This window comes from Marinicellulosiphila megalodicopiae, from assembly GCF_045862395.1.
Taxonomy (GTDB): domain Bacteria; phylum Pseudomonadota; class Gammaproteobacteria; order Pseudomonadales; family Natronospirillaceae; genus Marinicellulosiphila; species Marinicellulosiphila megalodicopiae.
The window spans coordinates 1,766,602-1,789,582 of the sequence record NZ_AP023087.1; the positions used below are offsets into that span (position 1 = coordinate 1,766,602).

20 protein-coding genes and 1 pseudogene are annotated in these 22,981 nt (G+C 35.7%); 14 read left to right on the plus strand and 7 right to left on the minus strand.

The genetic code is table 11. The features are described from left to right. The first annotated feature begins 59 nt into the window (after positions 1–59). Both fliS and TYM08_RS07400 read left to right on the plus strand, forming a co-directional pair. Positions 60–479 carry a flagellar export chaperone FliS gene (fliS, locus tag TYM08_RS07395; protein ID WP_422382332.1) on the plus strand — a complete coding sequence of 140 codons (420 nt, stop codon included), beginning with the start codon at positions 60–62 and terminating at the stop codon, positions 477–479. An 11-nt stretch (positions 480–490) separates the two neighbouring features. Next, a complete protein-coding gene (locus TYM08_RS07400; protein ID WP_422382333.1) occupies positions 491–826 on the plus strand; it encodes a hypothetical protein in 336 nt (111 codons plus the stop codon). Between the two features lie 118 nt (positions 827–944). On the opposite strand, the gene TYM08_RS07405 is transcribed toward TYM08_RS07400, so the two are convergent. Further along, entirely contained in the window at positions 945–2,735 is a 1,791-nt protein-coding gene (locus tag TYM08_RS07405; RefSeq protein WP_422382334.1) for a DEAD/DEAH box helicase, read from the minus strand. Positions 2,736–2,882: 147 nt separating this feature from the next. On the opposite strand from TYM08_RS07405, the gene TYM08_RS07410 reads away from it, so the two are divergent. Beyond that, entirely contained in the window at positions 2,883–3,212 is a 330-nt protein-coding gene (locus TYM08_RS07410) for a hypothetical protein (protein WP_422382335.1), read from the plus strand. Here the strand turns inward: TYM08_RS07410 and TYM08_RS07415 are convergent. The 3 genes from TYM08_RS07415 to TYM08_RS07425 form a co-directional block, all read right to left on the minus strand. Next, entirely contained in the window at positions 3,194–4,156 is a 963-nt protein-coding gene (locus TYM08_RS07415) for a hypothetical protein (protein WP_422382336.1), read from the minus strand. The genes TYM08_RS07410 and TYM08_RS07415 overlap by 19 nt on opposite strands. A gap of 143 nt (positions 4,157–4,299) precedes the next feature. Beyond that, positions 4,300–4,980 carry a TetR/AcrR family transcriptional regulator gene (locus TYM08_RS07420; RefSeq protein WP_422382337.1) on the minus strand — a complete coding sequence of 227 codons (681 nt, stop codon included), beginning with the start codon at positions 4,978–4,980 and terminating at the stop codon, positions 4,300–4,302. Between the two features lie 204 nt (positions 4,981–5,184). Then, positions 5,185–6,075: a nitrilase-related carbon-nitrogen hydrolase gene (locus TYM08_RS07425; RefSeq protein ID WP_422382338.1), complete on the minus strand. Its 891-nt coding sequence runs from the start codon at positions 6,073–6,075 to the stop codon at positions 5,185–5,187. 570 nt (positions 6,076–6,645) lie between these two features. Between TYM08_RS07425 and TYM08_RS07430 the strand changes: the two are divergent. Continuing rightward, positions 6,646–7,110, plus strand: a pseudogene (locus TYM08_RS07430) (methyl-accepting chemotaxis protein); the annotation flags it as partial. 102 nt (positions 7,111–7,212) lie between these two features. Further along, positions 7,213–7,596 (plus strand): CZB domain-containing protein, encoded by a 384-nt coding sequence (locus TYM08_RS07435; RefSeq protein WP_422382819.1) that lies wholly within the window; start codon positions 7,213–7,215, stop codon positions 7,594–7,596. A gap of 79 nt (positions 7,597–7,675) precedes the next feature. Here TYM08_RS07435 and TYM08_RS07440 read toward each other — a convergent pair whose 3' ends face one another. Both TYM08_RS07440 and TYM08_RS07445 read right to left on the minus strand, forming a co-directional pair. Then, positions 7,676–9,031 (minus strand): sigma-54-dependent transcriptional regulator, encoded by a 1,356-nt coding sequence (locus TYM08_RS07440; RefSeq protein WP_422382339.1) that lies wholly within the window; start codon positions 9,029–9,031, stop codon positions 7,676–7,678. Between the two features lie 2 nt (positions 9,032–9,033). After that, positions 9,034–11,982, minus strand: coding sequence for an ATP-binding protein (locus TYM08_RS07445; protein WP_422382340.1), 2,949 nt, complete (start codon positions 11,980–11,982; stop codon positions 9,034–9,036). Positions 11,983–12,053: 71 nt separating this feature from the next. Between TYM08_RS07445 and TYM08_RS07450 the strand changes: the two genes are divergently transcribed. The 5 genes from TYM08_RS07450 to TYM08_RS07470 are packed head-to-tail and all read left to right on the plus strand — an operon-like array spanning position 12,054 to position 16,650. Continuing rightward, positions 12,054–12,809 carry a YIP1 family protein gene (locus TYM08_RS07450; RefSeq protein ID WP_422382341.1) on the plus strand — a complete coding sequence of 252 codons (756 nt, stop codon included), beginning with the start codon at positions 12,054–12,056 and terminating at the stop codon, positions 12,807–12,809. A gap of 18 nt (positions 12,810–12,827) precedes the next feature. Continuing rightward, positions 12,828–13,121, plus strand: a complete 294-nt coding sequence (locus TYM08_RS07455; RefSeq protein ID WP_422382342.1) for a GIY-YIG nuclease family protein — start codon at positions 12,828–12,830, stop codon at positions 13,119–13,121. Positions 13,122–13,146: 25 nt separating this feature from the next. Further along, a complete protein-coding gene (locus TYM08_RS07460; RefSeq protein WP_422382343.1) occupies positions 13,147–14,232 on the plus strand; it encodes a glycosyltransferase family 4 protein in 1,086 nt (361 codons plus the stop codon). A gap of 5 nt (positions 14,233–14,237) precedes the next feature. Then, complete coding sequence (locus tag TYM08_RS07465; RefSeq protein ID WP_422382344.1) at positions 14,238–15,416, plus strand: hypothetical protein; 1,179 nt, start codon at positions 14,238–14,240, stop codon at positions 15,414–15,416. After that, the gene (locus tag TYM08_RS07470) at positions 15,409–16,650 is read left to right on the plus strand and encodes an O-antigen ligase family protein (RefSeq protein WP_422382345.1); all 1,242 of its coding nucleotides are present in this window, start codon (positions 15,409–15,411) and stop codon (positions 16,648–16,650) included. The genes TYM08_RS07465 and TYM08_RS07470 overlap by 8 nt, the downstream gene beginning before the upstream one ends. Here the strand turns inward: TYM08_RS07470 and queG are convergent. Then, positions 16,643–17,743 (minus strand): tRNA epoxyqueuosine(34) reductase QueG, encoded by a 1,101-nt coding sequence (queG, locus tag TYM08_RS07475; RefSeq protein WP_422382346.1) that lies wholly within the window; start codon positions 17,741–17,743, stop codon positions 16,643–16,645. The genes TYM08_RS07470 and queG overlap by 8 nt on opposite strands. An 87-nt stretch (positions 17,744–17,830) precedes the next feature. Here queG and tsaE point away from each other — a divergent pair, with 87 nt between their 5' ends. Genes tsaE through miaA form a run of 4 tightly spaced genes read left to right on the plus strand, consistent with a single transcriptional unit; the run spans position 17,831 to position 22,627 of the window. Then, a complete protein-coding gene (gene tsaE / locus TYM08_RS07480) occupies positions 17,831–18,352 on the plus strand; it encodes a tRNA (adenosine(37)-N6)-threonylcarbamoyltransferase complex ATPase subunit type 1 TsaE (protein ID WP_422382347.1) in 522 nt (173 codons plus the stop codon). Beyond that, positions 18,352–19,668, plus strand: coding sequence for an N-acetylmuramoyl-L-alanine amidase (locus tag TYM08_RS07485; RefSeq protein WP_422382348.1), 1,317 nt, complete (start codon positions 18,352–18,354; stop codon positions 19,666–19,668). Before tsaE ends, TYM08_RS07485 begins: the two co-directional genes overlap by 1 nt. 41 nt (positions 19,669–19,709) lie before the next feature. Further along, on the plus strand, positions 19,710–21,653 hold the full coding sequence (mutL, locus tag TYM08_RS07490) for a DNA mismatch repair endonuclease MutL (RefSeq protein ID WP_422382349.1): 1,944 nt from the start codon (positions 19,710–19,712) through the stop codon (positions 21,651–21,653). A gap of 2 nt (positions 21,654–21,655) precedes the next feature. After that, positions 21,656–22,627 carry a tRNA (adenosine(37)-N6)-dimethylallyltransferase MiaA gene (gene miaA / locus TYM08_RS07495; protein ID WP_422382350.1) on the plus strand — a complete coding sequence of 324 codons (972 nt, stop codon included), beginning with the start codon at positions 21,656–21,658 and terminating at the stop codon, positions 22,625–22,627. Positions 22,628–22,981 lie beyond the last annotated feature (354 nt).

Sequence of the window (22,981 nt, forward strand, 5' to 3'; positions counted from 1 at the left end):
GCGGATTGAGGCGTTTTGAGGGAAAAAATCTTAATACATAACATCAAGGTGGTTTAACTATGTACTCAAATGGCGCAAAACAATATCAACAAATGAGTGCTCATACAGCTGTAATGGATGCCGATCCGCATCGTCTGATTCAGTTGTTGTTTGAAGGGGCATTAGCTCGAATTGCTAAAGCAAAAGGGCATATCGAACGATCTGAAATAGAAGCTCGAAATGAAACAATCAATTCGGCAATTCGTATTGTTGGAGGGCTTCAAGAAAGTCTAGATATGGATGCCGGTGAAATCGCACAGAATTTAGAAAATCTTTATGATTATATGATTCGTCGATTGTTTGAAGCCAATTCCAAGAATTCAACTGTAATGCTTGATGAAGTGGCTAAATTGCTAATTGAAATCAAATCTGCATGGGATGATATTCGTCAGGATGCATTAGATATTCTTAATAAAAGCGAAAAACAAAAAGTACAATAAGGGAGCGATAAATGAATCATTATCCAGAAACAGAATTACTTAATGAGCTCATTAAAATTCAAGAGCAAATTGAGCTATGTTTTGATATGAAGCAATGGTCTCAAGTTGAATCCATCGATACTCATTGTCGATCTGTTTTAGAAAAAGTAAACGAGTTTGCCAAAACTGGCGCATCTGTCATGTTAAAGCTTCAAGTGGAGGCATTAATTAAAAGTTATCGTGAATTATTAACTCAGAGTATTTTTGAACAAAATGCCTTAAAAGATAAGCATGATCAATTGGCAAAGCAGCATGAGTTTACCGATCTTGTGAAATCTGAGTTAACACCACAGATGAGTGTTCAGTAAACGCCAAATGAGTTTATAAAAAGGTTACAAAAATATTGGATGCTGGGATAGATGTTAAAAAGGCGATAACTTAAACAAGTTACCGCCTTTTTTGTATCTAAAAGAAATCAGTTAATTGCTAATCTCTTGGAGCTGGTTTGCTTCTGCGTTGACGCTTGTGATGAGTGTTCGAGCGAGGCTTTCTTGGGCCGCCTTCTCCATGGTCATTACCGCGAGGTGCTTTTTCAGGACGTTCACCAGAAAATTCAGAAATCTTGATTTTTTGACCTGAAATCATGGTATTTTTCAATACATCCATCACTTCTTTAGGCATGCCTTTTGGAAGATCAACCGTCGAGAATTGAGGATAAATTTCGATACACCCAATGTATTGGCTATCAATGTCTGCTTCGTTTGCAATGGCTCCTACGATATTACCTGGCTTAACACCATGGTTTTGTCCCACTTCTAATTTATAAGTCGTGGTTTCCATATCGGGATGGCCTTTTAAGCCTTTAGTGCGTTCTTTACGTTCACGACGAGGACGTTCACCGCGTTCTGAGCGAGAACCACGATCATCGCGATCATTATCATCAAATGAACGATTGTTAATGCGTTCGTTCTCATCTAATAATAATGGGGTATTGCCTTGAGCCATTGATGCTAAAGCTGCACATAGTTTTGTTTCATCAACTTCATTTTCTTCTTTGTATTGAGAAATGATGTCGAAAAACATATCAAGATTGGCTTGTTCAAGTGTTTCACTAATACGAGACTTAAAACGATTGATGCGCTGTGTGTTGATGTCCGATGCCGTTGGCATGTTCATCGGCTCAATCAATTGCTTTGTCATACGTTCGATGTTTTTAAGTAAACGACGCTCGCGTGGTGCCACAAACAAAATTGCATCACCAGCACGACCAGCACGACCAGTACGGCCAATACGGTGAACATAAGACTCTTGATCGTATGGAATGTCATAGTTGATAACATGGCTAACACGAGGAACGTCAATACCACGAGCGGCAACATCAGTTGCAATCACGATGTCTAGTTTGCCATTTTTCAAACGCTCAACGGTACGTTCACGAATTTGTTGTGAAATATCACCGTTTAATGCAGCAGCAGCAAAGCCCCGTGCATTTAGTTTTTCAGCTAATTCAACCGTTGCCGTTTTAGTACGTACAAAAATGATAATGCCATCAAAGGTTTCTGCTTCTAGAATACGGGTTAATGCATCAAGTTTATGCATACCCGAAACGATCCAATAACGTTGACGGATATTTTCAGAAGTTTCAGTTTTTGTTTTAACTTTGATTTCAACTGGATCGTTCAAATGCTTTTGAGCAATGGTACGAATTTCTTTTGGCATTGTCGCTGAAAATAATGCAATTTGGCGTGTTTTAGGTGTGTGCTCCAAAACCCATTCAACATCATCAACAAACCCCATACGAAGCATTTCATCTGCTTCATCTAGTACTAGAGCTTGAAGATTATCTAATTTTAAAGTGCCTTTACGGATATGATCCATTACACGACCAGGGGTGCCGACAACAACTTGAACGCCGCGTTTTAACTGGCGTAGCTGTGTGTCATAACCTGTGCCACCGTAAATAGGCGCCACATGGAAGCCCTTAATATGGCGACAATAGGTTTGAAAAGCTTCAGAAACTTGAATGGCTAATTCACGAGTGGGCGCTAAAACTAAAATTTGGACGCCTTTGGCTTTTGGGTCAATATTTGTCACAAGTGGTAATGCAAACGCGGCAGTTTTACCCGTACCCGTTTGTGCTTGACCAATAATATCTCGACCTTCTAATAACACAGGAATACTTTGTTCTTGAATGGGCGAGGCGGTTTCGTAACCGATTTCACTAATGGCTTGTAAAATTGGTTCTGCTAAACCGAGATCTTGAAAAGATGTGGACATGTTTTTCCTGTATTTTAAGAATGATCGAGGTAATGAATCTTACCTGATTTGAAAGGGCGCGAATTGTACGCGTTTTTTCGTGAAAAATCTTGTTATTTTATGTATGTAGCTAAAATAAATAGTATATAAATGAATTGTGGTGGTTTTATGGCAGAAAAAAAGTCCAATTTGTGGGTTAGAATGATGCTTTTGCTAGGAGTAATCCTTGGTTTGCTTATTTATTATGTGAGTGGCCCAGGTATTCAGGCGAAGCAAATATTAATTGATGTACAAAGGTATCAAAAAAGCCATGAAATGACCCCAACGGTTGCGCAATTGAGAAAACAATCCGCTACTTTTCGAAATTTAAAAGGAAAGTGCCCTTGTTATTCTCAATTAAGTGTTGATCATTTTAAATTGAAGTACAGGGGTGCTTTTTGGCAAACCTATGAATTCCATAGCGTGCATGGAAAATGGGCTCAATCAAGTCCGAAATAAGATTGCGCGGCTATAATGTCGTCCCATTTAATGTATTGAAATAATATTCGTCCATTTACATATATATCTACTGAGTCTAAATAGACTTTTAATTCAAGTTGATTATTTGTGCGACCATCTTGAATGATAATTGAGCCAGAATACGGGTGAATAATGCCAAGTTCAGTTTGTAGAGTGTTTTGTGTATGAATTGAAAGATTGCCTTCTATTTTTCTAGAATGATCATGTATCGATAAATTAGATGAAAATTCAGTCCAAACAATTTGATCGTCAAAATGCTGATACGTTACTTGGCTTTGGAAGTGATCAATATCCCAGTAGCCTAAATTGTCATTTTCTAATGACCAATTACCACTTATTGTCGCAATCAATTCATCGGTTTGTGGTGAGTTTTGATTGGAAATATAGTTTTTAAAATAGATGTTGTAATTTAATGCCCCATCAAGAATCGATGGTGTGTATTGGGTTGAATGAGAATTGGTAATGTCGCATTTGTTTTGTGTGTAAAAAGTAAAATCCCCTTCATATTCGTCGAAAACCTGATTGTTTAATGTATAACGATCAAAATAGGGTGTTTGATTATTTGAAACCGCCACTGAACCATAATCGCAGATATTATTAATAGAATTGTATTTAAAGTCATTTGATTGAATGCCAAGCATGTCCCCATCAATCAAATTTGTCATTAATACGCTTTTATTTAAAAGATTGTCATTATTGGCTATAACCGCCAATTGATGAGGTTGGTTACTCAGTGTATATAGCTGCATTGCATAACCAGACAATAATAATGCGCGGTTGTAGCTCAGTGATTGATTAATAGTGATTTGAGTGAATGGTGTGTTTTCGTTGGAGTTGTAATCGTGATGATGCGAATCCGTCACTTCAATATAACAACTGCTTAGAAATAGGCTTACACCTGATAAAAATAGAAAGTTCCGCATAGTGATTCTCGTAAAATAACTGTATGGGGTAATTAAAGCACGAGTTATATGAATACAAGCTTACTATTGGAGTGGGAATTTTAAAATTTAATATAGATATAAAAGGATCAACCCTGCTGTATGCAGGGTTAATCTTTTGAGAGTTATTTTTGATAAGAAGGTAAAGTAGATACTATCCCGTTAACTAAAATTGGAATGAGTATTTGAATATCTTCGCTAGAATAGTCTTGTTCTTCAATAAAAACCGATTCACGAAATATTACTCGTTGAGCAACGCCTAAAATGCAATGGTGCAAAGTGAAAAAGAATTTTCGAATTAATTGGTCGTCGACATTTAGCTCTTTTTGTTTGCATATTAAAGCAATGATTTCCATTGCTGGGTTGTTTGTCATATTGCGATCTTTCATGATTTTATGATAGCGATCTAAATTATCATCCATTGAAAAGTGTCTAAAATGGTAATCAAATTGTGTAATAAAAATAATATAATTTTTATTATTTAAAAATCGTTTGATGTAAGTATCACAGTAACTTTCAAGCTGTTTGGTGTAATCTAAATCATGATTGATTTTAAATTCTACTGTAGCGCCATAGTTTCGAAGATATTCAATTTGAATATCAATGGCCATCTCTTCCTTGTTATTGTAATAGTTGTACAGGGTTCTTCTTTCAACACCGGCAATTTTTGCAATATCAATCATGCTCGTTGACGCAATTCCTTGGGTTCTGAAAATTTCTTCTGCTTTAGTGAGCAATAGTTGACGTTTAGAACGTTTTGTTCTGCTTTCGTCTTTAAAGCGCTCAGGCTCATAAAGTAATGTCATAAGAATCTCATGGAAATTTAAAGCGAGGGATTTTGTCAGAAAATGAAGGGGTTTTATAGTTAAAAAGTGAATAAAAATTTAGAATGTTGGCTAAGTCACTGTTTTTAGTGTTTTTTTGTGTGTTTTTAGAGGGTTGTGAACTTGGTATTTGTTAAAGTTCTTAAAAAATGTGCCAAAAAGGTAAGTTTTTGGCACAAGTTGTTGTTAAATTAACTCTTTGTGTGTATTTAATTCGATAGGTGAAGACTCTTTCACTTCTACAATTTCACTATATGAATCTGATGTTTTTGGAAATTGAGAATTTTCCTGAAGTGCACGTAAGCCATTTGCGCTTAATCTTTCAATCAACCAGCCAGATTTATAAGGTTTGGCTTGATTAACGATTCCATTTTCTGGAAATCCTTCGTCAATTGGGCCAAAAAGACTGGCTTCACCAATCGCACTTTCAATTATGCCTGAATGTTCAAATCGTCCAATTAATGGAGACCATGCAACGTAAATGTTGTGTTGCATTGCACGCATTTGAGCGGCGATTTTTGCACGATTGTAAGATTGAGGGTTATCCGTTGCAGCAGGCATGATAATTAATTTGATGCCTTGCTCAATCGCTTGGTTAATCACAGCATCATATTCAATGTCAATGCCTAGGCACACGATGAATTTTAAACCTTTGCAATTAAATACTTTTAATTCTTTGCCGCCATTTACACCAAGAAAATCTTGTTCGTAAATAGATGGATGTAATTTATCTTGGAAATCGATACCTTCAGGGCTAACTACCCATGCACGATTACGCCATCCCTCATCGCTTCTGAAAATAAAGCTCGGGGTGCAAATACATAGATCTAATTCTTTTGCTAATTTTGCGTAAAAATCTCTTAGAGGGAATGCAAATTCTTGCATCGCATCTGCTTGTTCATCAATTGAATATTCAGAATCTAAAAGATTAGTCAGTTCGTAGCTACCAAATTCTGGCATACAAACCACACTTACTTTTTGCATTTTTAATCGCTGTAAACGTTGTTCGACACGGTCACAATAATTTTCAAAACTACTTACACCCGAAATTGGATGTTGGCTAATTGCTATTTTCATGTTTTCTCCGATATCAGCATCCATGCCTCAATAGTATTGGTTAAGCTTATAAAATTATAAGCAATAATTATATTTAAAATATGGAACTTAATGCCAATCTTAATTCGTAATAAATTGAACAGATTATATTTGTTAAATTATTGGAAATTCGACTAAAAACTGGATTGTTTTCCATCTTATCTTGACCAAGATCCGTAAATTAAGGTCAAAACGGTAAAACTCATTTATCGAGCGTAATAGTAATTAAATATAAAAATAAGTCCAGTATTTAACTAAAATATTTTATTTAATATGTTCAGATAACTTAGTGTTAATGAAAAAAAAGTCTATTCTAATTAAATAAGGTGAATTTAGGATATCAAATTTATGTTTTTTTCGAAGAAAAATTTAGAAATTGCGGATTTAAATCAAACAATTAAGGAGCTTAAAGCAGAAATTTATGAGAAAAACTCACAATTACAGTTATTAAATCAAGTGAAAATTGTTGCAGATATGCGTGCAGTTCATATCGATCAAGCAGCATTTGAAAATAATAGTCTATTAAGTCAGATGTTTCAAAATACATCATCAATGAATCACATTCGCGAAACCGTTGTTGAGAATGCAAATATATTAAATAAAGAGAAAGAAAAATTATCTGAATCCCATGCTACTTTTAATCAAATAGGACAAATTCTTAATTGCATCACCGATGATTTAAAAGAAATCGATGCTCAAGCAAATACAACGTCAAAAGCAATGGAGAAACTAAAAGCTTCAGCTGAAAATATTGAAGGTTTTGTTGGACAAATAAAAGGCATTTCTGAGCAAACTAATTTACTTGCTTTAAATGCGGCAATTGAGGCGGCAAGAGCAGGTGAACAGGGGCGGGGGTTTGCAGTAGTTGCAGATGAAGTTCGTAATTTGGCTAAGCGCACTAATGAAACTACTGAGGAAATTTCTAAAATTATTAATACCATCACATTTGAGATTAATAATGCAGATCAAGGGATTCAAATTATTGGAAAAGAAAGTGATAAATTAGCTGAAACAACATCTTCTGTGTCCGACACTGTAGTGGAAATTACAAGTATTTCAAAACATATGTACCAAATCATCGATCGCACCAATAGTGAAGGGTTTATTCAGTCTGTAATGATGGATCATATCGTTTGGAAAAATACAATTTATCAAAAATTCACATCTAGAAATTATGAAAAAATCGAAAATATTGCCAATCACCACCAATGCCGATTAGGGAAGTGGTTTTATGAAGGAGAAGGGCGGGCTTTTGAGCATTTAAAAAGTTATTCACAGCTTGAGGGCTATCATAAAAATGTTCATGATAATGGTGTTCAAGCATTGGAGTTAATAAAAAATGATGAATTAACCCAATCTTTAGAAAAATTAAAGCTTATGGAATCTGCATCTGAAAAGGTCATGTCCGTGTTATCACAATTGAGCCATGAGATAACAGACGAGTTAGCTAAAAACGATGATATGGAAGCGAAGCTGGGTAATAAAGAGGATGAATTGTTTTAATGTGGATATGAAAAATTAAATACATGCGTATATACTGGTTTTAATTGGGAAAGACAAAAAAGAATCATTTTCCCAGTGTTTAATTTTTATTTCGAGGCACATCGAATCGTTGCCTTCTTTCCCAAAGGCATTTTCTAGAAACCCCCATTTGTTGAGCCAACTGGGTCTCACTTAAATTGTTTTGGTAAGTCATGACATATTGAGTGAAAATTTCTTTTTCAGAAAAATCTAAATCTTGAGTATCCATAGCAGTTTGATCTAGTTCGGAAAATTCATAATCGATCCCTAGGTCAACTGGTTCAATATTCACACCATTAGATAAAATTAACGATCGTTGTACCGCATTTTCAAGTTCACGGACGTTTCCAGGCCATGGGTATTGTCTTAATATGGATAAGCTATCAGTAGTGAACGTTTTATCGACAAGTATATTTAATTTTTTGCTATGCTTTTTTAATAAATATTGAGCAATTTCAATGACATCATTTCCTCGATCCTTTAAAGAGGAAAGGTGAAGTTCAATCACTTGAATGCGATAGTATAAATCCTCTCTAAACAAACCCTGTTCTACTAATTTTTTTAAGTTGCGGTGAGTTGCACATAGAAAGCGGACATTGATTTTTTTTGAAATACTTGACCCAACTTTTCTAATTTCTTGTTCTTGCATAACGCGTAATAATCGCGCTTGAGCTTCTAAGGGGAGTTCACCAATTTCATCTAAAAATAAAGTACCATGATTTGCCGCTAAAATAAGGCCTTCGTTTGTGTTGACTGCACCTGTAAATGCACCTTTTTCGTGCCCGAATAATTCTGACTCTATTAATGATTGCGCAATGGCAGCGCAGTTGACGCTTACAAAGGGCTTTTCATTTCTATTGGAATGTAACGCAATGGCTCGAGCCGCCAATTCTTTTCCTGTGCCTGATTCCCCAGTAATTAATATAGTGACATCTGTTTTCGCAACTCTTTCACATTGTCGATAAAACGTTTTCATTACTTGAGAGCTTCCAATAAAATCTGAGAAATTGAACTCATTGGATGGTTTTGGGGAAGGTTTGGTTTTAGGTGACTCACTGATGGTTTGAGGCTTGAAGTCTTGTAATATTTTGTTAACGCATTCGATCATTTCTTGATGATCAAATGGCTTAGCTATGTAGTCGATGGCTCCAAGTTTAATCGCATCTATTGCCGCTCGCATGCTAGCAAAGCTGGTCATTATTAATACAGGGGTGTTTGATGCAAGATTGATCAGTTCAGTTCCTAGGCGTCCAGGCATCCGGACGTCACTGATAATTAAATCAAAATCATCAAAGTTATACTCGCAGGCTTGATCAACATTTTCAGCTTGACTGGTTTGAAATTTATTTCTTTCAAGTAATCTAGCTAAAGTACTGCGAATAATACTTTCATCTTCAACTATTAAAATTTTATACATGTTTAGGCCAATGGTAATGAAATGGTGAATCGTGTGCCAATATTGGTGTTATTTAATGTGTCGCATAATACAGGTGAGTGAGCACTTAAATGTCCTGAGTGTTCTTCAATAATGCCATATGCTAATGATAATCCCAACCCAGTTCCACTGCCAACTGATTTTGTAGTAAAAAATGGATCAAAAATTTGTTCAAGGTATTCAGGGATGATGCCCTCACCGTGATCTATTATGTCAATAATTACTGTGAAATCATCTGTATGAGTTTCAATAAAAATCTTTTGTCCATCTGAGCTAGCATCCTTTGCATTATTTAATAAATTAATAAAAACTTGAGTAAGCTTTTGGCTGTCGCAAAATATATTTAAATGCAATTTGTTATTGTTAATAATTTGAATGTCAGCTTGTTTGTCAGCTAATTCCACAAAGTGAATAGATTGCTCAATAATGGTGTGAATGTCATGCTTTTGATTGATAGATGCATTAGATTGATCATTGGAGTGAGAAAAATTTACTAATGATTGAACGATTTGATTGACTCTATTAGCTTGTTCGCGAATTTGTGAGGAAATTAATTTTAAATCATCACTGCTCACTTCTTCGTCAGCCATGTAGTTTAATTCTTGAGCTAATGAATCTATTGCTGTAATAGGGTTGCCTATTTCATGAGCTACCCCTGCTGCTAATCGACCGATGGAAGCCAGACGTTCGTTATGAATCAGTTCTTGTTCCAACATTTGAGTGTCTGTTTGGTCTTCAACTAATATAATAGTTCCATCAAATTGGTGTTTGTTTTTTATGTTTTTATTTTTCGTTAAGCTGAGCCATTTGGGTTGACCGTTTATGTTTACTTTGCATTTTTTATTATTTTGCGAGTCAATAATGAAATCACTTAGTAATTGATCAAATGGATCGTTCAATTGCGAAACGTGATACCCCACAATATTGGAAGAAGGGATATTGCTGATAAGTGTCATTGCTTCATTCCACATAATGATTTCATTATCATCGGATATTGAGCAAACGCCTAGTGGTAAATCGATTAAGGTTTGTCTATGGTATTGACGTAATTGATCTAATTGAGCAGCAAGGCCTGTAAATTGTTTGTTGAAGCCTTCTAAATGGCGCTCCACGAAATATAATTCTTCTTGCACAGGAAATTCTTGTTCTGTTTTATGGGGTATATGTTGCTTAATGATACTTTGAGCCGCGCTTCTTCCCATAATGCCAGAAATGTTTGTTTCTATGGTGTCTCGAAGTTTTTGAAGCGCAAAGGGTCTGAATTCACCGATATTATAATTAAGTTGTTTTAATGCGGTTTCGACTTCTCGTTCAGCAATCACTTGACCTAGAGGTTTGCTCAGTTGTTGAATGAACTCAAGGGGGGATTGCGCTTTTAATTCTCGTTTTAATGAACGTTTAATTGTATTCGCATTGCAGGCGTTTGCCGCGTTTTTTTCGTCTTCAGTTTGTTTGGTAAAAAATGAAACTGCAATAAAAACTATTGAATTGATCGCTAAGGAAATTGTCGCACTTTTTACCCAAGCATCAGTAGTTAAAAAACGCATGGGTTTTCGAAAAATTAATTCCATTGCTTCGTTATTTAATCCTTCAAGAATTAAAGGTGCAATTGAAAATAGTATCCAAATACTCATTCCAAGACTTAATCCAGAGATAAATCCTTTTTTAGTGGCTCTTTGCCAAAACAAAATTGCAATTATGCCAGGCAAAAATTGCAGGGTACCAATAAAAGCAACAAAACCTAAGTTAGATAAATTTTGTATATTGCCAAATAGTAAATAACTTAAATAAGCAATAAACAGTGTGAAAATAATGAGTTTTCTGCGTGTCCATAAAATCCAGTCATAAATATCGGTTTGATTCTTTGGTTGGTAAAATGGAAGAATAAAGTGATTAAGCATCATAGATGACATAGCAAGTACAGCAACAATTACGATGCCTGTTGAAGCTGCAAATCCGCCAGTGTATGCAATTAGATTGATTAATGGTGATTCATGACCTAACCCAAAAATTGCAAATTCTTCAAATGCCCCAGGTTGATTTCGTTTTCCGCCCCATAAAATCGGTAAAACGGTTGCTGCCATTAAAGCAATATAAATGGGCGCCACCCAAACAGCCGTTTTAAATTGAAAGCTGCCTCTGTTTTCTTTTAATCCAATTTGAAACATATGTGGCATGACAAAAGGAGCGATAAAAAACATGAGTGTCATAAGAAACCAAGGAGTGGGAGAGAGCGTTTGGAGATTATCTAAACGAAAAGCAGAACTTGAAAGCCATATATTAAGTTCACTTACCCCGCCAAAAATATGAAAAATTGCGTAATAAGATAAAAACAATAGGATGACGAGCTTTAGAATTGACTCAAACGCAATGGCAACGACCAATCCTGGATGTTTTTCAGTAGAAGATAAAGTTCGAGCACCAAACAATAAAGTAAAAATACAAATCAAAAAGCAATAACACAATGCCATCCATGAAAAGCCTGTAGTGTTCCCTGATAATAATAAAGTGGCATCAGTTACTGCTTGGATTTGCATGGTTAAAAAGGGGAGTACTGCTAATAAAATTGCGAAAGTGCTTAATAAACCTGCAATTTTAGAGCGAAAACGAAAGGCAAATAAATCCGCAATTGAGCCAAGTTTGTATGTGCGTACTATGCTTAAAATGGGTCGGTACAAAAGAGGGAAAAAAATAAAAGACAAGCAAAGTCCAATATAGGGAGCAAGGTATCCAATTCCATATCGATACGCCATCCCTGTTGATCCATAGAACATCCAAGATGAGCATAAAATACCAAATGATAATGAGAAAACTATTGGGTTTTTAGCAAGCTTTTGACTGATCCAGCCTTTTTCAACGCTGTAAGCGATAAAAAAAAGTCCTAATAAATAAATAAATGCAATCAATAATAAGGTGGTGAGGTGAATGGTCATAGTTTCAAAGTATTGGGATTTAATTAAGCTTGAGTTAAGATGGTTTTTTGATTCATCAGTGAGTGTTCGTTATGTCTAAGCAATTTTATACACCCCATCAAGAAAATATGGAAGGTCCAAGCCAACAAAAAGCGAAATTACCGCTGTTTATTTCATTATTGAATGTATTGATTGCCCCAAAAAAAGTTTTTTTTGCATTGATAGATAATGGATTCAGTTTTTGGTTGCCATTATTAATGCTGCTTGCATTTAATTTTGGATTTTTATTCATCTATTTTGATACTGTTGCGCCTGTAGAATTTTTAACCGATTTAATGAAAACGTCACCAGATCTAGACTCCACTGGGAATTTTGATGTATTGCTGGTGAATTTCGAATTTGTTAAATACCTTTTTATATTTATGTATAGCGCGGCATTGATTATTTCTTTTTTACTTAGTGCCTGGGTGTTTTATATTATTTCTAATATTGTAAGTTATAAAAATATTAGTTTTGTCAGTTGGTTGGCTTGTGTTAGTTGGGCAAATTTACCTATGGTGATTGCATCAATAGTGCAAATTGGGTTGTTTTATGGTTATGGCGCAAATGACAGGTTTTTTTCAATTGATGATTTGAAAGTGCCAAATTTAAACAGTTTGATTGTGCATTTAGAAGTGACGGATTTGGGCTATGATTTATTAATGAAAATTCAGCCATTTTACATTTGGGTTCTTTTTTTGAGTGTGTTTGGATTTAAGCAAATGACCCAGTCCAATTGGCTTAAAAGCTCGTTACCTGTTATTGCTGTGATCGCTGTAACATTTGGTCTGTCCGTAATAATTGGTTGATGCGCCTGTAAAATTGAAATGAAAGAAAACACAATCTTAAAACAAGACTCGCAAAAAACATGGTTTGTGTATTTGTTATATTGCGCTGATCAAAGTTTGTACTGCGGTATAACCACAGATTTAAATCGTCGCTTAAATGAGCATAATAGTGATAATGTCAAAGCAGCCAAATACACACGAGCCAGAAGGCCTATTACTTTGGCATTCAACCTTGAGTGTAAAAATCGATCTGAAGCTTCAAAGCAAGAATATCGAATAAAAAAGCTGACGCGCAAACAAAAGTTGGAATTGATTGCACAAAACACAGTATAATCTCGCAATTTTTTGAGGCAATAATATGGCAGAGTCAATGGCAAAGCTGCCAAAGCGAACATTTGAAATTGAACAAACTGAATTGATATTGGGTAATTCCAACTCAAACTTTTCAGGTGTGACGTCTACAATGTTGCAAAATCTGCCTTATCAATTAAAACATATGAATGTCATGGTGATGGGAAAGCATCACATTGACAATGCCGAATATATATTAACATTTTGGCAGGCAGTTAAATTGTGTTTTACTTTTCCTGAAAATGGCAAAAATAGAATATTCCATGCTCGAAGAAATAATGAAATGATTCAGGCATTAGTTCTCAAATATGTATTTTTTGCCAAAATTAAAATTGTATTTACCTCTACAGCCCAACGACATCATTCAAAATTTACCCGTTTGTTAATGAATAAAATGGATGCAATTATTTCTACATGTACCATGGCAGCACAGTATTTAAGAAATAAACCCGATATGATAATTGCACATGGAATTCAGACTGAAGTTTATTGCCCAGTACAAAATAAGCGACAGATTTTTGAACAATTTAATATTAAAACCTCCCACTGCGTAGGAATATTCGGTCGAGTGAGGTCTCAAAAAGGGGTCGATTTATTTGTTGATGCGCATTTAGAAGTTTTAAAAACAAATAAACATATCACCGCGATCATTTGTGGAGCTATATTGCCAAGTGAAATGACTTTTGTTGAAGAATTAGAACACAAAATTAAACAACACAATTTACAGGATCGAATTGTATTTTTAGGTGAACAACCATTTGAAAGCATTCCTAAAATAATCGCTTCCATGGATTTGGTGTGTGCTTTAAGTGTTAATGAAGGTTTTGGTTTGACTGTATTAGAGGCGTTAAGCTCTCAAGTTCCTGTTGTTGCAACTAACGCAGGTGCTTGGAAAGATATAATCGTGGAAGAAAAAAATGGATTTGTTGTAGATGTGGGTAGTGCATCACAATTGATAGAAAAATTAGAATACTGTTATTCGAACCTGAATCAATTAAAAAGTATGGGTGAGCATGGAAGGGCACACATTTTACAAAATTACAAAGTTGAACATGAAGCTAAGTCTTTATGTGATTTTTTTAGAGGGCTATAACAAGTATGAAAAAGTATTTTTGTGTGTCGCGTAGTTTAATTGCACCTGTAGTGAGTAATTCTGAAGAATATTATATTTGTCAGTCTAAATTACGATTTGTGTTTGGGTTTTATATCAAACAAGCCAATTTGTTTTTATTTATTAAACAATACCTTTCTATTTTTCTAAGTAACGACAGTCAATATGATTACTTGTTTAAAACCAATTATATTCGAAGAAAAATGCGTTTTCCTGCATTTAAAAATATTGAATTCATCCATGGATTCTTTTTAAGAGCCAAGCGAGCAGAAAGGTATTTTTATGATTTGTATTTTAGATCAGAATTGCAAACTTCAAATTGTTCTACGGTATTAATTTGGAATGGCTCGCCAAGTCCATCGTCAATTTTAAAAGAAATTGCTCTATCACTAAATTTAGAATGTTTTTTTTGGGAATTGGGCTACTTTCCAGGAACGGTTCAAATTGATCCTAATGGTGTGAATTATGAAAACTCATTACCAAGAAATCCTGATTTCTATTTCAAAAATAAGGCTAAATTGAATCAATATGAACGTCCTGAAATTATAGGAATACGAGAGTCAAAGAAAAAATTAGAAGGTGAGATAGAATTGCCTAATCAATATATTTTCGTACCTTTTCAAGTGCCAAGTGATTCTCAAATATTGGATTATTCTAATTGGATCAAAGATATGGAACATCTATATCAGGTTATTTTCGAACTTGCCTGTGCTTTTGATCATTTAAATTTTGTTATTAAAGAGCATCCTAGTTATAAAATTTCCATTATCGAAAAAGTGAAAAAACATAAACGAATACTATTTGCAAATAGTAATAAAACACCGGATCTATTGGCGCATTGCGATTATGTGATAACGGTTAATTCAACTGTCGGTATTGAGGCGCTAGTTTACAATAAACCAGTTATTACACTAGGTAGTGCTTGTTATAATATCCAAGGATTGGTTGAAAATTGTAGTAACATGGATCAGCTGAATTTCGCTGTTTCAAATTTCGATGTAAATAATTTTGATAATGAGTTAAGGGATGTATTTTTGAAGTATTTGAAACATGTTTTTTTAGTGCCATTAAGTATTAAAAGTGGCCATTTTAATGAGATTGATATTACAAATGTTGGAAGAAGATTAAAAGATAGTGATGCTAACTCGGAATTTATTTATGACTAATATTAAAAAATACTTAAATTCTAAATTTATTTTTCTAAGTATCAATGTTCTTGTTTTGGCCGTTTTTTTTATATTGGTTCCATGGGTAAATCATGTTTTTGCTGCACCGGTAATTTTATTTGCGTTGTTATTATTTGTTTCTTTGTTTGATAAAAAAAATAAACGTCCACTGATAGATTGGGAACGTTGGTTGCTGGTGTTGTTGGTATTATTTTTCGTGTCACAATTTATTACCAAATATTTTATTGATGGGTATCGTAATCCTGCCAGTTTCGAACAATCATTTCGTTTTTTTATTGGGGCATTGGCGTATTTGTATTATCGAAAATATCCTATTAATTGGAATGTGCTAGCACCTCTTGTTGCTATTGGATGTATTTCTGCGGGAATACAGGCTATTGAGGCTCCAGCACATCGATTAGTAAGTGTGATGCCTGCAATAAAATATGGAACTTACAGTGCATTGATTTCAGTTTTAATGTTTTATGCAGCCCTTCATGCAATAGCATCGCCTGGAAAAATCCACAAAATTAAAGCAGTGATTTATTTTATATGTATGATTGTTGCTGCTTATGTCAATGTGCGTGCTGAAAGTAAAATGCCAGTCCTTGCAATGTTTTTTGGTTATATGGCAGTTCTAATAATATTTATTATTCCTTTAATTAAAGTCTTAGGTTGGAAAATTATTAGTGCATTATTGGTTGTGTTCATTAGCCTAATTGCTGTCAGTGGCATGTTTATTATGAAAAATAATATAGGTAAGCGTTTCAATAATGCGGTAGTGAATTTTAATAATTACGAATTCGGTAAAAAATCTACAGCATCCACTTCCTTGCGTTTAGATATGTGGTCAATCGCAAAATTACATGCGACAGATTCAATTATTTTAGGTAATGGTCAAACTGGTGTTCAAAGGCTTTACAAAAAATATTCTGACGAAAAAATGGTCAGTCCATCCTTGAAGCGATTTCAGCATATGCATAATGATTACATTGATATTTATATGAAAAGCGGATTATTTGGGTTGATGGTATTATTAGGGCTTTATTTTGTATTATTAAAAGTCAGTCTTCAATATCAATCGATGCCAATATTTTTATTTGTATTGATTAATATGCTCTGTGGTTTAACGGATATTACATTCTCACATATGATTTCTATTACAGTGTTTTTGACTTTTTTAATCTTATTGTTGCCTAATCTTTCAGCTGAAAAAAGTCGATCTCTTAATTAATTAAAATTGGACGTTTTAGTTGTTGCTGTTCAATCGCCCACAAGATATGTTCGTCCACCATGTTTGAAGTATTTCCTAAGTGATCATTTAATGCTTGAATGATCACTTGGCTAAATGGTGCGTTACCCAGCGCAATGGCAATATTACGTTGCCAGTTTTCAAACCCTGTTCGTCTTATGGCAGAGCCTTCTGTATTTTTTAAAAAGGTCGGTTCGTCCCAATCAAATAAATCTAATAAATCCAATTGATCTAAATCATGGCGTGGCCAAAAATCCGTTTCGTTTGTGGTTGGGCTGAATTTTGTCCAAGGGCAGAATATCTGACAGTCATCGCACCCGTAAATTCGATTACCCATTTTACTGCGCAACTCAATTGGGATACTGCCTTTGTGCTCAATAGTTAAATAGCTGATGCATTTTTTTGCATCCATTACCCAAGGCGATACAAATGCATCGGTCGGACAAACATCCAAACATGCGGTGCAACTTCCACAGTGATTGTTTTTTTGTTCAGCATCGATTTCTAACGGCAAATTAATAAATAATTCACCCAAAAAAAACCAGCTTCCTGCTTTTTCGTTCAAAATTAATGTGTTTTTACCAATCCAACCTAAGCCTGCTTTTTTAGCAATAGGGCGCTCAAGTACCGGTGCAGAATCCACAAACGCACGATAATCCAATGTGCCACTTAGCGACTCGATGAATTTACCCAGCAGTGTGATCTTTTTGCGCATCATTTTGTGATAGTCGCGACCCAGTGCGTAACGAGCAATGTAGCCTCGGTTTTTGTCAGCAAGCGCGGTTTTGAGTTCGACATCAGGCAGATAATTTAAACGTACACTGATGATTCGACAGGTGTTAGGGTGTAATTCAGCCGGTGCAAAGCGTTTGTCTAGGTTGTTTTCTAGATATTGCATGCCACCTTGATAACCTTTTTGTAACCAAGATTCGTAATTTTGTTGGTAATCACTCACATCCGTATCGGTGATTTTTATGTCCGCAAAACCAAGCGATAGACCATGTTCAATGACCTGTGCTTTTATTTGAAGTAATTGATCGCTGTTTAATGTTGGAAATTGCGCTAAGTCGTTCATTTTTCAGGCTTATTTATCGGTAAAGTAAATGATACACTTACGCGCTTGATTAACACAATTTAGTTTCGTATTTTAAGAGCACCCTTTATGAGTAGTTTACCTGTTAGTTTGACCTTAATTGCAAAAGATGAGCAAGTGATGACTCACATAGCACAGGCCTTGGCTAAGTTTATGCCAAGTAAAGCCATTGTGTTTTTAGATGCAGATTTGGGCATGGGTAAAAGTTTTCTAACTCGTGAGATTATTCGCAGTTTTGGCTATTCAGGTGCCATTAAGAGTCCAACCTATACATTAGTTGAGCCGTATCATGGTGAAAAACAAAACGTATTGCACTTTGATTTGTATCGATTAAGTGACCCCGAAGAGCTTGAATTTATTGGTATTTGGGATTATTTGTCAGAAGATGCAATCAGTTTTATTGAATGGCCAGACAAAGCAACAGGTGTATTGCCAAAGGCTGATTTGTTAATCGAGATAACGGATTATGAAGCAGGCAGGCAGTTAGTGTTCACCGCGCAAACTGAACAAATGCAACAAACATTGGAACAAACAAGACAATGGTTATCTAAACATAAAGATGTAATTCACTTAACAACGGATTTTAAATAATGGTTTCATTTTTCAATCGCTTTTTATTTTTTATATTGATAGTTAACATTACATCTACAAGCTATGGTGCAACTGATGTAAAACAACTTCGTATTTCTAATACTGCCAATTCCGTCAGAATTGTTTTAGATTTAACCGACCAAGCGGAATATAAAATTTTTACTATTGATAACCCATATCGAGTAATTATTGACTTAAAAAATACTCATTTAAATACTTCTATTGCGCAACCTGATGTAGAAAAAACGGGTATTCAGTCGATACGAAATGGTGTCCAAGATTCAAATAATTTAAGAATCGTATTTGATTTAAAACAAAAAATGACAGTCAGTAGTTTTGTTTTGGCCCCAGAGGGTAATAATATCCATAGATTGGTGTTGGACTTAAAGCATTCGAAAACCGTTCAAGCCAAATCGGTTAGCCAAATCAATCAAGGTAAACGGGATGTTGTTATTGCTATTGACGCAGGGCATGGTGGAACCGACGGTGGAGCAACGGGCAAATTTTTAAAAGAAAAAGATGTAGTGCTGTCTATTTCAAAAGAAATTAAAAAAATTATTGATGGTGTACCTGGTTATTCCGCATTTTTAATCCGTGATGGGGATTATTATATTCCTTTGGATCAAAGGCCTGCCATTGCCCGTGAGAAAAAAGCAGATTTATTTATTTCCATTCATGCTGATGCATTTACAACTCCTCAGCCACGTGGGGCATCTGTTTATAGCTTATCTTTACGTGGCGCCAGTGGTGCAATGGCCAAATTCATAGAAGACTCTGAAAACTCAGCGGATGAACGTGGTGGTTTAAACTTATCAGAGCGATCGGATATATTAGTGCAGGTGTTAGGTGAGCTAACTTTGGACGCGACTATGGATGCAGGCGTAGACGTGGGTGAATTTGTGCTTGGGTCATTAAAAAAAGGCACAAAAATGCATTCTTCCGTTATTCAAAAAGCGAATTTTGCAGTGCTTCGTTCACCGGATGTGCCTTCAATTTTGATTGAAACGGGTTTTATCTCTAATCCGGATGAAGAAAAAAACTTAGGATCCGCAAAATATCGAAAAAATCTGGCTTCTGCAATTTTTAAAGGAATAGATCGATATTTTCAAGCCAATCCTATTCCTGGGACTTACATCGCATGGTCTTTAGAAAATAAAAACAAGCTGATCGATTATACCGTTAAATCAGGTGATACTTTATCGGGTATTGCTTACAAACATCGCATTAATATGAGTCAAATAAAAGCCATTAATCACCTTAAAAGTGACTCATTGAGAATTGGACAGGTATTAAAACTGCCATTAGTGTCCAATTAATTCAACTCGAATTTTATAAACCAAATAAATAAAGAATTATTATGTCGTCAACTATCCAAAAATTAAGTCCACGTTTAGCTAACCAAATTGCCGCAGGTGAGGTAGTCGAAAGACCCGCATCGGTGATCAAAGAAGTAGTTGAAAATGCATTGGATGCAGGGGCAACTCGAATTGAAATTGATATCGAACAAGCTGGCGTAAAATTAATGCGCATCAAAGACAACGGCAAAGGCATAATAAAAGACGAATTAGACTTAGCTATTTCAAGACACGCCACCAGTAAAATAGCCAATTTAGATGATTTAGAAAACGTACAAAGCATGGGGTTTCGTGGAGAGGCTTTGGCCTCAATCGCCTCAGTATCAAAATTATTGTTAACTTCTAAACCTGAGTCGCAAGAAGATGCGTGGAGTGTGTTGGCTAAAGGTCAAGACATGGACACTCAAATACAGCCCGCTGCACACCCTGACGGCACGACATTAGAAGTGACGGATTTATTTTTTAATACACCCGCGCGACGTAAATTTTTAAAAACCGAAAAAACAGAATTTAATCATATTGACGAAGTATTTAAACGTTTAGCGTTAAGTCGATTTGATGTGTCATTTCATTTAAGACACAACCAAAAAACCATTTACGCATTAAATGTGGCGCACAATCAATTAGAGCAAGAGCGCCGAATCGCGCAATTGTTATCTAAAGATTTATTACAAAATGCCGTTGTGATTCATGCAGATGATCAAGGTATTGAGTTAAAAGGTTGGGTTGGATTACCGACGTTTTCAAAAGCCCACGCGTCTATGCAATACTTTTTTGTGAACGGCCGAGTCGTGCGCGACAAAGTGGTGAGTCATGCGATTAAACAAGCGTATCGTGATGTGTTGTATCACGGTCGTCACCCTTGTTATGTACTGTATTTAACGATGAATCCTAATATGGTCGATGTGAATGTGCACCCGACTAAACATGAAGTGCGCTTTCGAGAACAGCGTGCCGTGCATGGATTTTTGTTTCATCATTTGCACAAAGCATTAGCAAGCGTTCGCCCTAATGCGCAAATAGAATCGCAAGTGCATTACGCTAATCAAAATACAAATCCTGGGCAAAATCCCGAACATAGTCCTGCACATAATAACTACGCACTTTCCACTGCTTCATTAAATCAACCTGAAAACATGCGTGAACAAACCGCCATGAGTTTAACTAACTCTGGATCAGGTTCTGGATCTTCAGCCGGTTATGGTAATCAGCCATTAGCCAAAGGCGAGGCGCAATCGCAAGTGCATCACTACGCCAATTTGCATCCGTCTGAACCGATGCAAATGAACGAAACTTATAACGGGACAGGCACAGATTCAATAGTGAATCAAACAGGTTTGCCTGTGGTCGATGAAAATGAAGGGCATCCTTTAGGTTATGCATTAGCGCAATTAAAAGGCATTTTCATTTTGGCAGAAAACGCCAAAGGTCTATTAATAGTAGACATGCACGCCGCTCATGAACGCATAACATATGAGCGTATGAAAACCGATTACGCAAGAAGTGGCATCGCATCACAGCCAGTTTTAGTACCACAAAATATTAATGTCAGCGCCCATCAAGCAGACGCTTGTGAAGAGTTTGCTCAATACTTTTCACAATTAGGTTTTGACGTCAGACGCACCGGTCAAGAGTCGGTGATGGTGCGTGAAATTCCCGTGTACCTTTCACAGTCTGAGGTTGAACCGTTAATTCAAAAAGTATTAATGGATTTACATCAAGCAGGCAACAGCGATTTAATTGAAGCCACACGAAATGAAATACTTTCAACCATGGCCTGTCATGGATCGGTTCGCGCGAATCGTCGATTGTCTATCGCAGAAATGAACGCATTATTACGAGACATGGAAATCACAGAGCGGTCAGGTCAATGTAACCATGGTAGACCCACTTTTGCACAGCTAACCATGCCTGAGTTAGACAAACTATTTATGCGTGGCCGATAATTATGAGTGCTGTAGAAAAACAACAACAAAAACCAAAAGCTATTTTTTTAATGGGCCCAACCGCGTCAGGCAAAACCGATTTAGCCTGCACATTAGTTGAAACACTAAATTGCGAAATTATAAGTGTGGATTCAGCTTTAGTTTATAAAGACATGAACATCGGTACAGCAAAACCTGACGCGCAAATGTTAAAACGCGCACCGCATCATTTAATTGATTTAATTGATCCAACCGAACAATACAGCGCAGCAGATTTTGCCGAACAAGCGTTAGAATTAATGACCGACATTACAAAACGAGGCAAAACGCCATTATTGGTCGGTGGCACGATGTTGTATTACCGCTCATTATTAATGCCATTAGATGACATGCCATTAAGTGATCAAAACTTAAGAGACACTCTAAATAAACAGTGGGAAGAATTAGGTGCACAAACCATGCACCAAAAGCTTCAAGCGGTGGATGCAAAAAGCGCAGAAAAAATTCACCCCAACCACAAACAAAGATTATTACGCGCCTTAGAAGTATTTGAATTAACAGGCGAAAAATTAAGTGACATGCAAAAACAAACAAAAGACTTTGATGAAAAAATCATCGAAGCGTTTGCTTATGACGTGACACAAATTGTGGTCAATCCAGAACCAAGAAAAAAACTACACGAGCGCATCGCATTACGTTACGAAATTATGATGCAGCAGGGTTTTGAGCAAGAAGTGCGCGCATTGTATGAGCGAGGCGATTTAACCGCAGAGCACAACGCAATACGCTGTGTGGGTTATCGTCAAATGTGGCAATACCTAGAAGGCGAGATCGATTTAGAAGAAATGGTTGAGCGTGGAATTATAGCAACCAGACAGTTAGCAAAAAGACAGTTAACCTGGCTTAGAGGTTGGCCTTGTTTGACTTGGTTTGATTCTATGGATAACGATATGACTGAACAGGTTATGCTATTTTTGAAAACCCGTGGATTTTAAATTTCTAATCACGTACTAGAAATAAATACTGAGCGCAAATATAAGTTTGAGTTAACAAATCTAATAGATCGATTAGGAATATAAATCAAAGGTTGATAGATTTATTTTGTATAAGGTTTGTTTAAATTGGCTTAAAAATAAGTCAAAAAATAGGCTAAATGATTAAAAATGGTGCGAAACTGATTGCAAATTGTTTCATAATAATCAATTGAAAGGTGTCAAAAAAATTGCAAAAGTAGCTCGATCCCTTTAAGCACGGGTATAAGGTGTTAACAAGGGGGGAATGCATTGATATATTAAAAATATATGACACTCATTGTGTTATTTAAAATTATGGGTGTTTAAAAAATAGGC

Excerpts from the sequence above, each read along its gene's own strand:
- fliS (WP_422382332.1), top strand. The coding sequence starts at position 60 with ATGTACTCAAATGGCGCAAAACAATATCAACAAATGAGTGCTCATACA.
- TYM08_RS07400 (WP_422382333.1), top strand. The coding sequence starts at position 491 with ATGAATCATTATCCAGAAACAGAATTACTTAATGAGCTCATTAAAATT.
- TYM08_RS07405 (WP_422382334.1), bottom strand. The coding sequence starts at position 2,735 with ATGTCCACATCTTTTCAAGATCTCGGTTTAGCAGAACCAATTTTACAA.
- TYM08_RS07410 (WP_422382335.1), top strand. The coding sequence starts at position 2,883 with ATGGCAGAAAAAAAGTCCAATTTGTGGGTTAGAATGATGCTTTTGCTA.
- TYM08_RS07415 (WP_422382336.1), bottom strand. The coding sequence starts at position 4,156 with ATGCGGAACTTTCTATTTTTATCAGGTGTAAGCCTATTTCTAAGCAGT.
- TYM08_RS07420 (WP_422382337.1), bottom strand. The coding sequence starts at position 4,980 with ATGACATTACTTTATGAGCCTGAGCGCTTTAAAGACGAAAGCAGAACA.
- TYM08_RS07425 (WP_422382338.1), bottom strand. The coding sequence starts at position 6,075 with ATGAAAATAGCAATTAGCCAACATCCAATTTCGGGTGTAAGTAGTTTT.
- TYM08_RS07435 (WP_422382819.1), top strand. The coding sequence starts at position 7,213 with ATGGATCATATCGTTTGGAAAAATACAATTTATCAAAAATTCACATCT.
- TYM08_RS07440 (WP_422382339.1), bottom strand. The coding sequence starts at position 9,031 with ATGTATAAAATTTTAATAGTTGAAGATGAAAGTATTATTCGCAGTACT.
- TYM08_RS07445 (WP_422382340.1), bottom strand. The coding sequence starts at position 11,982 with ATGACCATTCACCTCACCACCTTATTATTGATTGCATTTATTTATTTA.
- TYM08_RS07450 (WP_422382341.1), top strand. The coding sequence starts at position 12,054 with ATGTCTAAGCAATTTTATACACCCCATCAAGAAAATATGGAAGGTCCA.
- TYM08_RS07455 (WP_422382342.1), top strand. The coding sequence starts at position 12,828 with ATGAAAGAAAACACAATCTTAAAACAAGACTCGCAAAAAACATGGTTT.
- TYM08_RS07460 (WP_422382343.1), top strand. The coding sequence starts at position 13,147 with ATGGCAGAGTCAATGGCAAAGCTGCCAAAGCGAACATTTGAAATTGAA.
- TYM08_RS07465 (WP_422382344.1), top strand. The coding sequence starts at position 14,238 with ATGAAAAAGTATTTTTGTGTGTCGCGTAGTTTAATTGCACCTGTAGTG.
- TYM08_RS07470 (WP_422382345.1), top strand. The coding sequence starts at position 15,409 with ATGACTAATATTAAAAAATACTTAAATTCTAAATTTATTTTTCTAAGT.
- queG (WP_422382346.1), bottom strand. The coding sequence starts at position 17,743 with ATGAACGACTTAGCGCAATTTCCAACATTAAACAGCGATCAATTACTT.
- tsaE (WP_422382347.1), top strand. The coding sequence starts at position 17,831 with ATGAGTAGTTTACCTGTTAGTTTGACCTTAATTGCAAAAGATGAGCAA.
- TYM08_RS07485 (WP_422382348.1), top strand. The coding sequence starts at position 18,352 with ATGGTTTCATTTTTCAATCGCTTTTTATTTTTTATATTGATAGTTAAC.
- mutL (WP_422382349.1), top strand. The coding sequence starts at position 19,710 with ATGTCGTCAACTATCCAAAAATTAAGTCCACGTTTAGCTAACCAAATT.
- miaA (WP_422382350.1), top strand. The coding sequence starts at position 21,656 with ATGAGTGCTGTAGAAAAACAACAACAAAAACCAAAAGCTATTTTTTTA.